At 59.4% G+C, this 15,759-nt stretch carries 14 protein-coding genes and 1 tRNA gene; 5 read left to right on the top strand and 10 right to left on the bottom strand.

All coding sequences use genetic code 11. The features are described from left to right. Positions 1-10: 10 nt before the first annotated feature. From EJ066_RS16725 to EJ066_RS16700, 6 genes are all read right to left on the bottom strand, one after another. Positions 11-1,048 (bottom strand): hypothetical protein, encoded by a 1,038-nt coding sequence (locus EJ066_RS16725; protein ID WP_126039798.1) that lies wholly within the window; start codon positions 1,046-1,048, stop codon positions 11-13. Positions 1,049-1,051: 3 nt separating this feature from the next. Continuing rightward, positions 1,052-1,840 carry a glycosyltransferase family 2 protein gene (locus EJ066_RS16720; RefSeq protein WP_126039796.1) on the bottom strand — a complete coding sequence of 263 codons (789 nt, stop codon included), beginning with the start codon at positions 1,838-1,840 and terminating at the stop codon, positions 1,052-1,054. Between the two features lie 14 nt (positions 1,841-1,854). Beyond that, on the bottom strand, positions 1,855-2,949 hold the full coding sequence (gene gmd, locus EJ066_RS16715) for a GDP-mannose 4,6-dehydratase (protein WP_126039794.1): 1,095 nt from the start codon (positions 2,947-2,949) through the stop codon (positions 1,855-1,857). 99 nt (positions 2,950-3,048) lie between these two features. Next, on the bottom strand, positions 3,049-4,329 hold the full coding sequence (locus tag EJ066_RS16710) for a sugar transferase (protein WP_189644288.1): 1,281 nt from the start codon (positions 4,327-4,329) through the stop codon (positions 3,049-3,051). A 273-nt stretch (positions 4,330-4,602) separates the two neighbouring features. Further along, the gene (locus tag EJ066_RS16705; protein ID WP_189644287.1) at positions 4,603-5,166 is read right to left on the bottom strand and encodes a transcription termination/antitermination NusG family protein; all 564 of its coding nucleotides are present in this window, start codon (positions 5,164-5,166) and stop codon (positions 4,603-4,605) included. A 459-nt stretch (positions 5,167-5,625) separates the two neighbouring features. Continuing rightward, complete coding sequence (locus tag EJ066_RS16700; RefSeq protein ID WP_126039788.1) at positions 5,626-6,216, bottom strand: biotin transporter BioY; 591 nt, start codon at positions 6,214-6,216, stop codon at positions 5,626-5,628. Positions 6,217-6,332: 116 nt separating this feature from the next. Here EJ066_RS16700 and EJ066_RS16695 point away from each other — a divergent pair, with 116 nt between their 5' ends. Next, positions 6,333-7,241: an MBL fold metallo-hydrolase gene (locus tag EJ066_RS16695; protein WP_126039786.1), complete on the top strand. Its 909-nt coding sequence runs from the start codon at positions 6,333-6,335 to the stop codon at positions 7,239-7,241. Positions 7,242-7,244: 3 nt separating this feature from the next. On the opposite strand, the gene EJ066_RS16690 is transcribed toward EJ066_RS16695, so the two are convergent. Beyond that, a complete protein-coding gene (locus tag EJ066_RS16690; RefSeq protein ID WP_126039784.1) occupies positions 7,245-8,027 on the bottom strand; it encodes a DUF1499 domain-containing protein in 783 nt (260 codons plus the stop codon). Positions 8,028-8,229: 202 nt separating this feature from the next. Beyond that, complete coding sequence (locus EJ066_RS16685; RefSeq protein WP_126039782.1) at positions 8,230-9,858, bottom strand: fatty-acid--CoA ligase; 1,629 nt, start codon at positions 9,856-9,858, stop codon at positions 8,230-8,232. Positions 9,859-10,038: 180 nt separating this feature from the next. Between EJ066_RS16685 and EJ066_RS16680 the strand changes: the two genes are divergently transcribed. Beyond that, the gene (locus EJ066_RS16680) at positions 10,039-10,395 is read left to right on the top strand and encodes a hypothetical protein (RefSeq protein ID WP_126039780.1); all 357 of its coding nucleotides are present in this window, start codon (positions 10,039-10,041) and stop codon (positions 10,393-10,395) included. A 302-nt stretch (positions 10,396-10,697) separates the two neighbouring features. Continuing rightward, positions 10,698-11,087 carry a DUF427 domain-containing protein gene (locus tag EJ066_RS16675; RefSeq protein ID WP_126039778.1) on the top strand — a complete coding sequence of 130 codons (390 nt, stop codon included), beginning with the start codon at positions 10,698-10,700 and terminating at the stop codon, positions 11,085-11,087. Positions 11,088-11,151: 64 nt separating this feature from the next. Here the strand turns inward: EJ066_RS16675 and ppdK are convergent, their stop codons facing one another. Continuing rightward, the gene (gene ppdK / locus EJ066_RS16670) at positions 11,152-13,830 is read right to left on the bottom strand and encodes a pyruvate, phosphate dikinase (RefSeq protein WP_126039776.1); all 2,679 of its coding nucleotides are present in this window, start codon (positions 13,828-13,830) and stop codon (positions 11,152-11,154) included. 209 nt (positions 13,831-14,039) lie between these two features. Here ppdK and EJ066_RS16665 point away from each other — a divergent pair, with 209 nt between their 5' ends. Further along, on the top strand, positions 14,040-14,384 hold the full coding sequence (locus tag EJ066_RS16665; protein ID WP_126039774.1) for a VOC family protein: 345 nt from the start codon (positions 14,040-14,042) through the stop codon (positions 14,382-14,384). Between the two features lie 145 nt (positions 14,385-14,529). Continuing rightward, positions 14,530-14,604, top strand: a tRNA-Gln gene (locus tag EJ066_RS16660). 91 nt (positions 14,605-14,695) lie between these two features. Here EJ066_RS16660 and EJ066_RS16655 read toward each other — a convergent pair. Beyond that, positions 14,696-15,682: an NAD-dependent epimerase/dehydratase family protein gene (locus EJ066_RS16655; RefSeq protein WP_189644286.1), complete on the bottom strand. Its 987-nt coding sequence runs from the start codon at positions 15,680-15,682 to the stop codon at positions 14,696-14,698. Positions 15,683-15,759: the final 77 nt, after the last annotated feature.

The raw sequence follows: 15,759 nt of genomic DNA, 5'->3' as shown, positions 1-15,759 counted from the left end.
CGCCGACAGGTCAAAGAGCCGCACGGATTTTCCGTACAAAATCGGCCCGCCAGCCGCCAACGATTTCGCCCAGCCCCGCTGCCTTGTCGAATCGATTGGCCGCGGCGGTCGCAATATGGGCGGCAGCGTCGCGGGTATCGCCGTAAACCAGACACACCGGGGAAATTGCACCTTCCTGCGCATATTTCTCGAGATACGCGCCCTTGCGGATGATCGGGCGTGTGCCGAGCTGCACGCTTCGTCCGAATATGCCGGATGCCTGGTCGTAGTCCGGCCCGTAGCAGCACCAGGCGAGATCGCAGGCTTTGTACAAGCTCAGAAGTTCGTCGTCCGACACGAACCGGTCGACCACCATTCCGCCGGCAGCAATCAGGCGCGCGCAGTCCTCGTCACAGGCTGGGTCAACGCGCCCGACAGCCACCACAAAAACATCTTTTGCGAGATCTGGATGATCGGAAAGAATGTCAGCCAGGAATTCGAAGCCCTTCGACTTTCTCACGCTGCCCAGGAAGCACAAAATGGCGCGCCCGCCGGCTGCGGCCAGCACGTCGCGTGACAGTTGGCTGGTTTGGGTAAGCGCCGCGCCGTTATGCATGTCCCACATCTGAGGGTCGTGTACCCACCCGTGCGCGATTTGGGCAAATCGACGATCAAATTTGAACGGCAAAATCGTAAAGAGCGACAGGTGAGGCAAATGCCGCAAGCACCGGAAAGTCCATCTCTTGAGGCGGTAAACCAGCCTTCCGCTCTCGAAGCATTTGGACGGCCTTAGAAAAAGCCCAACCGTCCGCCGCCCAAACAGCGACCTTGCCAGCGCAACTGCTATAAAACCAGCGTAATCATCGTCTATGGTGGCAAACAGGAGGTGACGGGCCTTAACGAGGTCAAGCCACATTCGCGGCCCAACGCGGCCCGTTACCGCGTCGAGGCCAAACAGGCCGGCAAAGAGATCCTGGTAGAATTGGCGGTGGCCGCCGGGCGCAGATACGTGAACGTAGCTGCGCTTCACCTGTGGGCCGACCTTCGAGGCATGGCTTACCGAAACCACTATTCAGCTTGCTCCGTGCCGGCTTTGCTTGGCGATGCCGTCACTGTTAATGCCGAAAAATTGCCCCAGCTTGCGCGCCGGCTTCGCAACCAGCGCGTAGTCGACAGGGCCTGATCCGAGCCAACGGCGTCGAGACCGCAGTGCTTCCAGATTATGCCCGATGTGGGAACGCAGGCTTTTTGTACTAGCGCCTCCCACCATCATGTCAACGAGGACCTGATCCAGTGTCGCAACGCTGAATCCATGAAGCTCAACCGCCCGCAACATCCAGTCGTAATCGGAGGAGACTTTGAGCGCCAGATCGAAAGGGCCGACCTTCTCGGCAACACCGCGCCGGACATAGAAAGTCGGGTGGGCAGGCATCCAACCCGACCGGAACCCATTTTGAGGTCTGGGTTCTGCCCGCCAGCGGCGAACCACCCGCTTGCTGTCGTGGTTGTCCACAAAGTCGAGATGGCCGTGGACAATATCGGCGTCAGCGAGCGCCATGCTGATCTTGCCAAGCACGGACCGGTCGTGAAACGCGTCGTCCGCATTGAGGGCTCCGATTGCTTCGCCGCTGCAAAGCGCAAGCCCTTTGTTCAGAGCGTCATACATGCCGCGGTCGGGCTCGCTGACGATCTGCAATCGTCTATCGGCATAAGAGCGAACAATGGCAAGCGTTTCGTCGGTCGAGGCTCCGTCGACAACGACCAGTTCCTTGTCCTGGTGATCCTGGGCAAAGAAGCTGTCGAGCGTATGCCTGATCGTTGCGGCCGAATTCCAGCAGACCGTCAGAACCGAGATTTTCATGCGAACCGGACTCGTTACCGTGCCGCCTTGCGACCGTGCTCTTCGTCGAGCCGGCGATGCTCGTATTCGCGTTCCACGACCTTGAGGTCGGACTGGACCATCTCGCGCACCATCTCGCCAAGTGATGTCGTTGCCTTCCAGCCAAGCGCACGTTCGGCCTTCGAGGGATCGCCGATCAACAGGTCGACTTCGGTCGGGCGGAAGTAGCGTGGATCAACCTCAACCAATATCCTGCCGGTCTTCGTGTCGATACCCTTTTCGTCGACCCCGGAGCCGTTCCATTGAATGCGAACCCCCACTTCGGCGAAGGCGAGTTCCACAAATTTTCGAACGGAATTTTTCACCCCTGTCGCCAGAACATAGTCGTCAGGAACGTCCTGCTGGAGAATTCTCCACATGCCCTCGACATAGTCGCGCGCATGCCCCCAATCGCGCTCAGCGGACAGATTGCCGAGATAGAGCTTGTCCTGGAGGCCCAGGCTAATCGCGGCAGCCGCGCGCGTGATCTTGCGCGTCACAAACGTCTCGCCCCGCATCGGGCTTTCATGGTTGAACAGAATTCCGTTGGAAGCGTGGATATCGTAAGCTTCCCGGTAGTTTACCGTGATCCAGTAGGCATAGATCTTTGCTGCGGCATAAGGCGATCGCGGATAGAACGGCGTCGTTTCCCTTTGTGGTATCTCCTGCACCTTCCCGTAGAGCTCGGAAGTCGATGCCTGATAGAAGCGCGTCTTTTTTGTCAGGCCAAGCAGCCGGATGGCTTCCAGAAGACGCAATGTGCCGATCGCGTCTGCGTTTGCGGTATACTCCGAAGTCTCAAAGCTCACCTGGACATGCGATTGCGCCGCGAGATTGTAGACCTCGTCGGGCTGCACCTCCTGGACTATGCGGATGAGGTTCGTGGCGTCGGTCATGTCACCGTAGTGGAGCGACAGCCTTACGTTCCTTTCATGCGGATCTTGATAAAGATTGTCGATGCGGCCGGTATTGAACGACGATGAACGCCGCTTGATGCCGTGGACGTCATAGCCCTTTGCCAGCAGAAGTTCCGCCAGATAGGCGCCATCCTGGCCCGTGATACCGGTAATCAATGCGGTCTTTCGGCTCATCTCATTCCCTTCGGCGGTTTCAGAAACACAACCATAGCGTTCTCCAGTCGATCGATGCCGTATCCGGCAAATGGAAACAGACCAGATTCAGCTTGTTAACTATCGGGACCCAAACCCGTTTAACACCGTCTTTAGTGTCCGTAGTGCAATAATAATATCAAGCCACGGCGAGAAATTCTTGATATAGTAGAAATCGTAGTGCAGTTTTTCGATCTCGTCGTCATCGTCCGATACGTATCCTTGGTTTACCTGAGCCCACCCGGTAATTCCAGGGCGAACGATGTTTCGGTAGCGATAGAATGGCAAAGCCACGGAATAGTGAGAGGATAACACCGTCGCTTCGGGCCGCGGCCCAATCCAGCTCATCTCCGAACGGACGATGTTTATCAACTGCGGCAGTTCGTCGATTCTGCTTCTTCGAAGGAAGCGACCGAGCCGGGTTATCCTGCTATCACCCGGCTTCGTCACGGCAAGACTGCGAACATTTGCCACCTCAGGTGCGCTGACGGTCATCGTTCGGAACTTGTACACCGTAAACGATCTCCCGCCGTATCCGAGGCGCTCCTGGCGAAATATGGCGGGACCAGGGGATTCTAGCCTTATCATCAGCGCGACCAAGACCAAGAACGGCGCCAGCATCATCAGAGCCAGGACTGCACTGACCCAATCGATCGCCTGCTTGACTTTGATGTACGCCTGATTCGGATTGAGCGAGCCCAACGTGTTTTCGGACAAATGCTCGATTTCGACGCGACCCGTCAACGATTCACTGATCTGCTTGACGTGATAGACGGGAACGCCGGCAAGAGCCTGATCGGCTATGTAGCGCTCCCAATCATCGGATAGCTCGGCACGAAGATCGGCAACGACGCCGCTTACGCGGTCAATGACGGTATTGGGGGAGCCGAGCCAATGCCAATTCACGCCGCCAATCGCTTCAAGACTACTGACAGCCCCGCCTGGAACCACGGCGAGACTGTACGGATCCAGGCGCCGGCTCAGGATGCTCAAACCGAAATACCAGAGAATTGACAATGTTAAACTACTGGCGGCCTGGTAGCCGCTGTAGTCAATTCGAAACAAGAAAATCGTCAAATACACAATTCCATAAGACATTGCGAAAGTTGGCAAAATGTAACCAGCAGCTGCAACGCCAGGAAAATTACCTATTCTGCGAAATGAAAAGAAGCCAGCAGTATGCGCGACAAATGCTGCAAAAATCGTAATCTGCAGATTGGAATAATAAATAAACGAGGGGTCAGCTACAATTCGAATAAGCGCAGGCGTCAAAATCGCAAAAACCAACCCACCAAGAAGCTGAAATCTAATTCGGTGCAGAAGATGCCGTTGAGTTTGCGGCTTTATGATGGGAGCATTCAATTCGAAGAACTCTCTGGAAGACAGCTGAATAAATCGATTATTCTCAATTTTTGGACTCGATAAATTTTAGGACCCAACAAAGGTTCACTCAAAATCCATCGACCGGCCAGATCGACATGCCAGGGGCCGGTGCAGCAGCCCTCAATTGACCCACCTGTTTCGTCGGCTTGGTCAAAATGCGTTACCTCTCCAACAATGGCTACCGCACTCCCGGGTGAAAACCCGAGAGCTGACTTTGCAACAGCTTGCACCGCACGACCGAGCTTTTAACGGTTATGCGATTGCGACGAGTTCCCTCGAATCGAGGTCGACAGGGACCTCGCCATTCATGATGGCAACCAGAACCCGGGCCCTTCCGGCTGGATCGAGCCGGTCAAGGCGACCGATCATCTCCGCGAAAGGACCTGACAGAATCCGAACCGATACGCCCGTAGTAAGGCCTCCCCTGAAATCAAGCAGGCCGTCCCTGCCAGTCAGGGCTATGAACCGCTCCACCAACCCCGAGGGGACCGGCAATGGCCGCTCGCCCTGCATGATGAGCGAGCGCACGCCGAACGTTCCATTGACCGAGCGCCACCGCTGCAGCGCGACATCGAGGGCGATGAACATGTAACCTGGAAAATATGCCGCCGGCCGCGTCTCGATGCGCCGGGCATGACGTGTAGTTTTCTCGCAGCGAGGCACAAACGAATGAAACCCCTGCATCCGCAGATGCCGTTCGGCGACGTCTTCTTTCCCCGGAAACACGCTGGCGGCATACCAGCGTTCCGCGGCGCCGGTTGCTGGCCGCTGCAACGATACAGTCGCCTTATCAGTTGTTTTTTTCGGACTGTTCACGCGTCTCCTCTCGGCGGTTTTCGGCATGGTCAATGTCAAGAGTTACGACAGCGTGAAGACACCAGCAAGCAACTATCTCGCGGGAATAGAGGCGGTTCGCCCAAAAATTTCTGCTATTGTCCAACAACTTTAGCTGCGCCTAAAAAATCATCGAGCCGCTTTCTTTTTAAGCTATCCAAGCAACGGTATCGAGCAATCGCGTCGATGTGTAGCTGCTTGGTTACGTTGGCTCGCGACGAATCGCTGGCTGTTCTGGTCCATAGTCCGTCGACTTGACCATAGTGTGACGGTATCGTTACCAAAGCATTGCGGAGCAGATACTGGCCAATTGTCGTTTCTGTCCCAGCCTCTGTTCCTCGTCGTCACGACCCGCCGCCGCTGAACAGAATCATCCCACGCGGCCACATCCCAGCGGATGCGTGGGTCGGTCAGTGCCGCGTCCGATTCATCGACCAGAGTTCAGGAGCGTTTGAGCAGCGACCAGACGGCTGGCACGAGGCTCGCCGCCAGGGCGACCTTGATCAGGTCGCCGACGATGAAAGGCACGACGCCGAACTGCCACGACTTTTCCGGGCCGATGAGCAGTGCCAGCCAGGCAAAGCCCAACGCCATCATGACGATTTCGGCGACCAGAATCGCGTTGAAGAGCTTGATCGGATGGCGATCCCAACCGCGATCTGCGGCCCAGCCAACGATCGCCGCCATGGCCACGAAGCCGGCAAGATAACCGCCGGTCGAGCCGAGCATGTAAGCGATGCCGATGCCCTTTTCCGGCGTGCTCTGGAAGACCGGGAAGCCCAGTGCGCCCTCCGCCATGTAAAGAAGCAGCGTGGCGACACCGAGGCGCATGCCGAAAGCCGCGGCGATTAGAAAGATGGCTAAGGTCTGCAACGAGATGTCGACCGGTCCGAGCACGACTTTCGTCTTGGCCGACAAGGTCAGCACCAGCGTTCCGACGATCGCAAGCAAAAGCTGCGTCGCCAGGCGGGTCGCGCCCTTTTCAGGCAAAGCGAGAGAAACAAGCGGACGCATCGTCGTTGCAATTGCCATGATCTTCCCCATTCCGGACTGCCGCAGATCGCGGCCTTGCGTTTTCCTATATTGGCTTCCGTGCTATGCGGCAATCGGTTTTGCCGTCTCTAGAACAGAGCTCGACGATATTCGCCATGGCGCTGAAATTCGACACAGACTTCGACCCGTCCTACGGCCAGGGCGTAACCGTTGCGCCCGACGTGCTACGTGTCACCGCCCCAAACCCCAGCCCGTTCACCTTTCACGGCACCAACAGCTACATTGTCGGGCGCAAGACGCTGGCAGTGATCGATCCGGGGCCGGATGACGACGCGCATCTCAAGACGTTGCTCGAAGTCATCGGAGACAGGCCGGTCAGCCACATTTTCGTCAGCCACACGCATCGTGACCATTCTCCGCTGGCGGCCCGGCTGAAGCAGCGCACCGGTGCCATTGTCCTGGCCGAAGGCCCACATCGCTCAGCGAGGCGGCTGCACATAGGCGAGGTCAATCCGCTCGATGCCAGCGCCGACACCGCCTTTAATCCGGATATCGCGCTTCTCGACGATACGGTGGTCGACGGCGATGGCTGGGCGGTCAGAACGGTGCTGACGCCGGGCCATGCCGCCAATCACGCGGCTTTTGCGCTGGAAGGAACCGGTGTCCTGTTCTCGGCCGATCACGTCATGGCGTGGTCGACCTCCATCGTTGCGCCGCCGGATGGCGCCATGGCCGACTACATGATCTCACTGGATCGGCTGATCGAGCGCGGCGACCGCCTGCTGCTGCCCGGCCATGGCGGGCCGGTGACCGCGCCGCGCAGCTTCATGCGCGGATTGAAGAGCCACCGCAAAATGCGTGAACGCGCGATCCTGGAGCGAATCAGAAGCGGCGACCGGACGATCAAGGACATGGTCGAGGCGATCTATCGCGACACGGACCCCCGCCTCCATGGCGCTGCCGGCCTGTCCGTGCTTTCCCATCTGGAGGATCTGGTGATGCGCGGCCTGGTGAGCACCGACGGCGACCCCGCCATCGACGGCATTTTCACCCCCATCGCGTAGGCGCTACTCGGCCGGGGTTGTGCCCACCTGGCCTGCGACTTCCTGATCGAGCTCAGCCAGGAAATCCACGATGCGAGCCGCGTTGTCGCCAAGGTCGTAGCGGCCGTAGCGGGAGGCCGAGCGCATGTCGACGATGATCGCATCGCCATCTTCGGCCACGCGGATGGCGACATCTGCGGGAAGGCCGAGGACGAAGCTCTTGGCCAAGGCGCCGATCGTCACCTCGCTTTGCCCGATTGCCTCGGGAAACGGCGCCGTAAGCTGCCAATCCCGCCGATCTAGCACGGTTTTGAGCGCGTGCAGGACACGATCGAAAGGCAGGTTGTAGCTGCGTCCGGTGACAAGCGGATAGGTTTCAGTCTGCAGGCGCTGTTCCCCCGGGGTCGGTGGCGAAAGCGCGTTCATATCCCCGGTCCGGGTGCTGGTATCGAGCATCGGCGGATCGTCGAAATCCGTCGAGATATCCCTGAGCGGCGGATAAGCCGCCGCCCAGTAGGCAGCAACGCCATAAGGAGCAAGCACCAGAAGTGCGAGCAACGTGCCGACGGTGAGATCGCGACCGCCGCGATCGCCGAAATTCCACAGTCTCGAAAAGGCAAGTCCGGCGAACAGCAGCGCAAAGGCAGCAAGCAGCGCGACGATGCCGAGCACCCAAAGGAAGGCCGGCGTCTCGACAAAGTCATATCGATGGCCGACGAGAACGGTCAGAAGCAGCACCGCCGAAAAGGCGCCTGTCCGCCGCGACCAGCCGGCCGCCCTCGACGTCTGTCGCTGGGAAATTTCCATTACTTTCCGGACTGCTCCAACCCGAACGGAGACTTAGAGCGACGTGCGTCCACTTGGATGCACAAAGTACGCTCTAGCTCTTTGTACCTACGCATCGTGCTTTCCGAACCGAGGGTCAGCGCAGCAAAAATCGACTCCGATTTTCGGGCCGATACGGCCGAGCCCTTTGGCGGTGGCTTGAAGGCGAAAGGCACCATCTCCGTCAATCCGTCGGAAGGCGATAGTCCCTGAACTGCTGGCGCAAGGTGATCTTCTGGATTTTGCCGGTTGCGGTGTGGGGGATTTCGGCGACGAAGACGACGTCGTCGGGCATCCACCACTTCGCCACCTTGCCGCTCATGAAAGCGAGGATATCCGTTCTGGTCGGCTCCCGACCCGGCTTGCGGACGACAACAAGCAAGGGCCGTTCGCCCCATTTTGCATGTTGGATGCCGATGGCCGCCGCCTCCGCCACATCCGGATGACCAATCGCGAGATTCTCGAGCTCGATGGTCGAAATCCATTCGCCGCCCGATTTGATGACGTCCTTGGCGCGGTCGGTGATCTGCATATAGCCGCCCGGGTCGATATGGGCGACATCACCCGTATCGAACCAGCCTTCTTCATCGAATTGCTCGGATCCGACGCCGCCGTAGTAAGCGCGCGCGACTGAAGGTCCGCGGACCTTCAAGCGCCCGAATGTCTTGCCATCCCAAGGCAGCGGGTTGTTGTCGTCGTCCGTCACCTTCATTTCGACGCCGAAAGGCGGATAGCCCTGCTTGCCCTGGACATCAAGCCGGGCTTCGCCCTTGAGCCCGGCATAGTCCGGCTTCATGGTGCACAACGTACCGAGCGGCGACATTTCAGTCATGCCCCAGGCATGGATGACCTCAACATCGTAATTGTCCTGGAACTTTCTCGTGATCGCACGAGGGCAGGATGAGCCGCCGATGACGACTTTCTTCAGATGGGGGAGTTTCTTGCCGGTCTCCTCCAGATGCTGGAGCAGCATCAACCACACTGTCGGCACGGCGGCGCTGAACGTCACCTTTTCGGTGTCGAGCAACTCGTAGATCGAGGCACCGTCCATCTTGCAGCCAGGCATGACCAGCTTGGCGCCGATCATCGGCGCGCTCTGGCCAAGGCCCCAGGCGTTGGCGTGGAACATCGGCACGACCGGCAATATGGTATCGCGCGACGAGAGGCCCATCGCGTCGGGCATCGCGGCGATCATCGCGTGCAGCACGTTTGAACGGTGGCTGTAGAGGACGCCTTTCGGATCGCCTGTCGTGCCCGAGGTGTAGCACATGCCGGCGGCGGTGTTTTCATCGAACGTCTTCCAGACGAAGCCGCCGGCGGCTTCGTCAAGCCATTCCTCATAGGCAACGACGTTCGGCAGCGCCGTTTGCGGCATGTGCGCCTTGTCGGTCAGCACGATCACCTTTCTCAGCGACTTGACCGCGCCGGCGATCTTCTCAAGCAGTGGCATGAATGTCAGATCGACGAAGATCGCCTTGCCTTCGGCATCGTTCATGATCCACACGATCTGCTCGGGAAAGAGGCGCGGATTGAGCGTGTGATAGATCGCACCGACCCCCATGATGCCGTACCAGGCTTCGATGTGGCGCGCCGTATTCCAGGCCAATGTGGCGATGCGGTCGCCAAGCCCAAAGCCATCGCGCTCAAGTCGCTCAGCGACCTGCGAGGCGCGGCGATGAATTTCGGCGTAAGTGGTTCGGGCAATCGGACCCTCGATCGAGCGCGACACGATCTCGCGTTCGCCGTGCTGCCTGGCTGCGTTGTCGATGAGCTTGTGGCAAAGCAGCGGCCATTCCTGCATCAGTCCGAGCATTTTGTTCCTCCCATTGGTTTTTCATTCCATTGTGGGACGAACCAGCGGATTGTCCAGCCATGACAGGGCCGAAGCGGTGCATTGATCGAAAAGACAGGGAAAACCGCCACAATCCGGCCATCGTCGGCGTTAACGTTGATTAACGGGCAGGGGTGCGATTGGCGAATGAAAGAGGTTCGCATGGACGCGCAGCTCGACGACAAGGCTCTCGAAAATACGCTTGCCGAAAGTCTGGCCGATTTGGTGCCGGACGCCATAACCATTACCGAAGACGAATTCGTCGAAGTTGTCGGCGGCGCCCTTGAGGCGGTCGGCGGCACGCTGCTGTTCAAGATGTGCGTTCAAAACGAAGGCGAGGGCCAGCACGTTGCCGCGGCATGCGTCGGCGATGGCGGCAACCGCCAGTTTCTGCTTCTTACCTTGCCGACCGGCGGTGGCGCGCTCAAGGTCGAAACCGCGTCGAGAAGCACCAATCCGGTCGCCGGTATTGCCGCCGCCTACGCCGGGTTGATGGACGCGTTTCAGGCTGCCGCCTGATCGGTCATCGGCAGGGCCGGTTTGACAAGAAACCCGGCAACGCCAAAGGCGATGGTTTTCGCGCCTCGCATTCGACGGCGGCCTTGCGCAATGCATGCGGACGACACATCTTAAAGCGCGTCGCGTCTGAAGGGATTCATGCGACGCGCGTTAAGGTCTTGTTTTTTGTGCGTGTCGTTATCCCAAAACCGTTGAACACTTTTGGGCGACATGAAGTTCTTGTTTTTTGTGCATGTCGTTATCCCAAAACCGTTGAACACTTTTGGGCGACATGCATTGGGTCGATGCAAGGAGAACCAGCCATGGACCAGATCGCCAACCCGTCGCCCGGCTTTCAACGCAACCCGGGTAAAGTGATTACGGTCGAGCCTTACATCGGAACTGTGACCGTACGCGCCGGAGACGCCGTTATTGCCTCGTCCACCAAGGCCAAGGTGTTGACCGAGCCCCCCTACCCCTCAGTCCTCTATATTCCGTTCGAAGACATCGATTTCGACCAGCTTCGCAAGACGGAACTGTCGACCCATTGCCCCTACAAGGGGGATGCGAGTTATTGGAGCGTGCTGCCTGCCGCAGAAGCGGGCAAGGATGCGATGTGGGCGTACGAGCAGCCTTTCGACGAAATGGCCGAAATCCGCGATCACGGCGCATTTTATCCCAACAAGGTAACGATCGAAACCGCGCCAGCCTGAGCAGGGACGGCACGAGACCTGTCCTGTCGATCAATCGGTGCTGCTGCTGCCGACGTCGTGCCTCTTACCCGCGGCTATTCTTCGCAACCTGCACCGCCGCCTGCGCGGCAGCCAGCCTGGCGATTGGCACGCGGTAGGGCGAGCACGATACGTAGTCGAGGCCGACCTGCTCGCAGAAATGGATCGACGCCGGATCGCCGCCATGTTCGCCGCAAATGCCGAGCTTGATCTTCGGCCGCGTCGCCCTGCCTTTTTCAGCCGCCATCCGCACCAGCTCGCCGACGCCCTCAATGTCGAGCGATACGAATGGATCCTGCTCGATAATGCCCTTCTGACGATAGACCTCCAGGAACGAGGCCGCATCGTCGCGTGAGATGCCGAAGGTGGTCTGGGTCAGATCGTTGGTGCCGAAAGAGAAGAATTCGGCCGCCTCGGCGATGACATGGGCGCGGATCGCTGCGCGCGGCAGTTCGATCATCGTGCCGGTAAGATAATCGATCTTGACGCCGGTTTCCTCCATCACGCTTTTGGCGACGGCATCGATCCGCGCCTTGACGTAGTCGAGCTCCTTCACCAGACCGACCAGCGGCACCATGATTTCGGGAACCACCAGCGCGCCGGCCTTCCTGCCGGCTTCGACGGCGGCCTCGAAAATGGCGCGCGCCTGCATCTCGGCGATTTCGGGATAGGAAACCGCAAGCCGGCAGCCGCGATGGCCAAGCATAGGATTGAACTCGTGCAGGGCCTCTGTGCGCTGCCTGAGCTTGTCGGGCGACACGTTCATGGCGGCGGCGACTTCGGCCACCTCTTCCTCGGTCTTGGGCAGGAATTCGTGCAGCGGCGGATCGAGCAAGCGGATCGTCACCGGCAGGCCGGCCATGATCTCGAAAAGCTCGAGGAAATCCGAGCGCTGCATGGGCAAGAGTTTGGCCAGCGCCGTTCGCCGGCCTTTTTCCGTGTCGGCCAGGATCATCTCGCGCATGGCGACGATACGGTCGCCCTCGAAGAACATGTGTTCGGTGCGGCAAAGCCCGATGCCTTCGGCGCCGAAGGAACGCGCCATGCGTGCGTCAAGCGGCGTCTCTGCATTGGTGCGCACCTTCATGCGGCGCGCGGCATCGGCCCATTCCATAATGGCGGCGAAATCGCCCGAGAGCTCAGGCTGCAGCATCGGTACCGCACCTTTCAGCACCTGGCCGTTGCCGCCGTCGATGGTGATGATATCGCCCTTGCGGAACGTCGACCCCATCGCCATCAGCGTGCCGGCTCTGTAGTCGACGCGCAGCGAGCCCGCGCCCGACACGCAAGGCTTGCCCATGCCGCGCGCCACCACCGCGGCGTGGCTGGTCATGCCGCCACGCGTGGTCAGGATACCTTCCGCCGCATGCATGCCGTGGATGTCCTCGGGACTGGTCTCGATACGCACGAGGATCGCCTTGCGGCCTTGCGTCTTGAGCTCCTCGGCGTCGTTTGAGGAAAAGACGATCTCGCCAGTGGCAGCACCGGGAGAAGCCGGCAGACCGATGCCGATCACATCGCGCGCCGCCTTCGGATCGATGGTCGGATGCAGCAACTGGTCGAGCGAGGCCGGATCGATGCGGGCGACGGCCTCTTCCTTCGAAATGAGCTTGTCCCTCGCCATCTCGACAGCGATCCTGAGCGCCGCCTTGGCGGTGCGCTTGCCGGACCTTGTCTGCAGCATCCACAATTTGCCGCGCTCGATGGTGAATTCGAGATCCTGCATGTCGCGGTAGTGCTTTTCCAGACGGTCGGAAATGGTGACGAAAGACTGGAAGGCTTCCGGCATCAGCTTCTGCAGCGACGGCTTGTCGGAGCCGGCGGCAATGCGCGCCGCCTCGGTGATGTTTTGCGGCGTGCGGATGCCGGCCACGACATCCTCGCCCTGCGCATTCACCAGGAACTCGCCATAGAGCATCTTTTCGCCGGTCGACGGATTGCGGGTGAAAGCAACGCCAGTGGCCGAAGTCTCGCCCATATTGCCGAAGACCATGGCCTGAACGTTGACCGCCGTGCCCCAGCTTTCGGGAATGTCGTGCAGGCGCCGGTAAGTGATGGCGCGGTTGTTCATCCAGCTCGAAAACACGGCTGATATCGCGCCCCAGAGCTGCTCGTTCGGATCCTGCGGAAATGGCTTGCCGAGTTCCTCCTCGACCTTGGCCTTGTAGAGCGCGATCACGCCCTGCCATTCGATGGCGGTCAGTTCGGTGTCGAGTTCACGGCCGAGCCCGCCCTTCTGGTCTTCGAGGATTTCCTCGAACACCTCATGGTCGAGGCCCATGACGACATCGGAATACATCTGGATGAAACGCCGGTAGCTGTCATAGGCAAAGCGCGCATCGCCTGAATCGGCGGCCAGCGCCTCGACCGTCTCGTCGTTCAGGCCAAGATTGAGCACGGTGTCCATCATGCCGGGCATGGAGGCACGGGCACCGGAACGCACCGACACCAAAAGCAATTTCGAGGGATCGCCGAAACGGCGGCCAGTCAGACGGCCGATATGATCGAGGGCGACCGCCACATCCGCTTCCAGTGAAGCCGGATAGCAGCGCTCATTGGCGTAGTAGGCATTGCAGACCTCGGTGGTGATGGTGAAGCCCGGCGGCACGGGCAGGCCCAGGCTGCACATTTCGGCCAGATTGGCGCCCTTGCCACCCAGGAGGTTCCGGTCGCCGGCACGGCCTTCCGCAGCGCCGTCGCCAAAGGTGTATACCCATTTGGTCATGCTTGCTCCCCGGTTGCAGGAGATTGAAAAGATTGACGAAGCCGAAGTTTCGCCGCGTCCACCCCGAGCGATATGATGCTGCAGTGCGAAAGGCAAGGTGTTGGCAAAGCCAGCCGGCTTCTACAATCGATTAAGAAAAAGGGATGCCAAAAAGACTTGCTGCCCGGCGGCCACCGGAATAGAACACAACAAGAACAAAGGGTAGTGCCATGAGACTGAGCGGACAACTCGATTATCTGGAAATGCCGGCGACTGGTGGAACGCTGGACAGGCTGAAGGCTTTCTATAGCGCCGCCTTTTCCTGGTCCTTCACCGATTACGGGCCGACCTATTCGGCCTTTTCGGAAGGTCTTGACGGAGGCTTCCAGGCCGATGCCGGCGAAGCGCCCGCCAAGCCGCTTCCCGTGCTTTACTCCAAGGACCTGGAAGGAACCCTGGACGCTGTCGAAAATGCCGGCGGCACGGTCGTCAAGCCGATCTTCTCATTCCCCGGCGGCAGGCGGTTTCATTTCGTCGACCCGGCCGGTAATGAAATGGCCGTCTGGGGCGAATAAACGCCATCGCCTGACAGCGGGGATGACATGCGAGTTCCTATCTGCGGGAACCAGTGGATCAGTTCCGCGCACTCGAAATTCTCGGCATTGAGCTTTCCGTCGGCTCGTCCTATAAGGCCGCGCTCAGCCGGCATGTTCAGGCTGTTGGGGCGTAGCCAAGTGGTAAGGCATCGGTTTTTGGTACCGACAATCCCAGGTTCGAATCCTGGCGCCCCAGCCAAGCTTGCTGGTGTACGGCCCGAACACATAGGTTACGGATTGCACCGAGGGCCAATCGGCTCGACGGCTGAAGACCAGCCGCTTCCCTGTCGTCAGCCTTTAGCTGATCCAGCCATCCATTCCGACCGGTACCAGTCGACAAATTTTTTCAGCCCATCTTCGATCGAAACGCTCGGCTTGAAACCGAAATCGCGCTCCAGGGCGGTCATGTCGGCATAGGTCCGCTCGACGTCGCTGCTCTGCATCGGCTCGCTTTGGCGGATCGCCTTTACACCGAGGAGTTTTTCCAGAGTGTCGATGAAATCGCCGAGCCGCACCGGCCGGTTGTTGCCGACATTGTAAATCCTGGCGGGCGGAACGTCGGCCGTGGGCGGCTTGCCGAGCACAGCAACGACCGCCCTCACCACATCGTCCACGTAAGTGAAATCCCGCCACATCTCGCCATCGTTGAACACCCGGATGGGCCTGCCCTCGAGCATCGCCTTGGTGAATATCCAATAGGCCATGTCGGGCCGGCCCCAGGGACCGTAGACGGTGAAAAATCGCAGACCCGTCTGCGGCACCCCGAAGAGATGGGCGTAGGTGTGGCTCATCAATTCATCGGTCTTCTTGGTGGCGGCGTAGAGTGAGACGGGGCTGTCGACCTGATCGGTCTCGCTGAACGGAACCTTGCGGTTGCCGCCATAGACCGAGCTCGACGAGGCATAGACCAGATGCTCGAAGCCGGGCTCAGCGCGGCAGAATTCAAGCATTTCGAGATGGCCCACGACATTGGAACGGACATAGAGCCTCGGATTGTCGAGCGAATGGCGCACGCCCGCCTGCGCGGCGAGATGGACAATCCTGGTTATGCCTTGCCCTGCCAGAGCCGTAGAGAGAGCGCCCTGTTCGGCGATGTCAATCTGATGAAACGAAAAATCCTTGCGGGGCTGAAGGCGGGCGAGCCGCCCCTTTTTTAGCGCCAGGTCGTAATAGTCGTTCATGTTGTCGACGCCGACGACCGCTTCCCCCCTGTTCAGGAGGTGATGGCAAACATGGCTGCCAATGAATCCCGCGGCTCCGGTAACGAGTACAGGCAACAAGGTTCTCCATGCATTTAGCCAGATTGGTCATCCGATCGGACGGGAACCGACCGATCGGTTCGTGCTATAGCCGA

Origin of the sequence: Mesorhizobium sp. M9A.F.Ca.ET.002.03.1.2 (assembly GCF_003952365.1) — a bacterium.
Lineage (GTDB): Bacteria > Pseudomonadota > Alphaproteobacteria > Rhizobiales > Rhizobiaceae > Mesorhizobium.
The sequence above is the reverse complement of the archived record's forward strand: the minus strand, read 5'-3'. Positions and strand labels throughout refer to the sequence as shown.

What these genes read in the sequence shown, in the direction of transcription:
- EJ066_RS16720 (WP_126039796.1), bottom strand. Translation starts at nt 1,840, where the DNA reads ATGAAAATCTCGGTTCTGACGGTCTGCTGGAATTCGGCCGCAACGATC.
- gmd (WP_126039794.1), bottom strand. Translation starts at nt 2,949, where the DNA reads ATGAGCCGAAAGACCGCATTGATTACCGGTATCACGGGCCAGGATGGC.
- EJ066_RS16700 (WP_126039788.1), bottom strand. Translation starts at nt 6,216, where the DNA reads ATGGCAATTGCAACGACGATGCGTCCGCTTGTTTCTCTCGCTTTGCCT.
- EJ066_RS16695 (WP_126039786.1), top strand. Translation starts at nt 6,333, where the DNA reads ATGGCGCTGAAATTCGACACAGACTTCGACCCGTCCTACGGCCAGGGC.
- EJ066_RS16690 (WP_126039784.1), bottom strand. Translation starts at nt 8,027, where the DNA reads ATGGAAATTTCCCAGCGACAGACGTCGAGGGCGGCCGGCTGGTCGCGG.
- EJ066_RS16685 (WP_126039782.1), bottom strand. Translation starts at nt 9,858, where the DNA reads ATGCTCGGACTGATGCAGGAATGGCCGCTGCTTTGCCACAAGCTCATC.
- EJ066_RS16680 (WP_126039780.1), top strand. Translation starts at nt 10,039, where the DNA reads ATGGACGCGCAGCTCGACGACAAGGCTCTCGAAAATACGCTTGCCGAA.
- EJ066_RS16675 (WP_126039778.1), top strand. Translation starts at nt 10,698, where the DNA reads ATGGACCAGATCGCCAACCCGTCGCCCGGCTTTCAACGCAACCCGGGT.
- ppdK (WP_126039776.1), bottom strand. Translation starts at nt 13,830, where the DNA reads ATGACCAAATGGGTATACACCTTTGGCGACGGCGCTGCGGAAGGCCGT.
- EJ066_RS16665 (WP_126039774.1), top strand. Translation starts at nt 14,040, where the DNA reads ATGAGACTGAGCGGACAACTCGATTATCTGGAAATGCCGGCGACTGGT.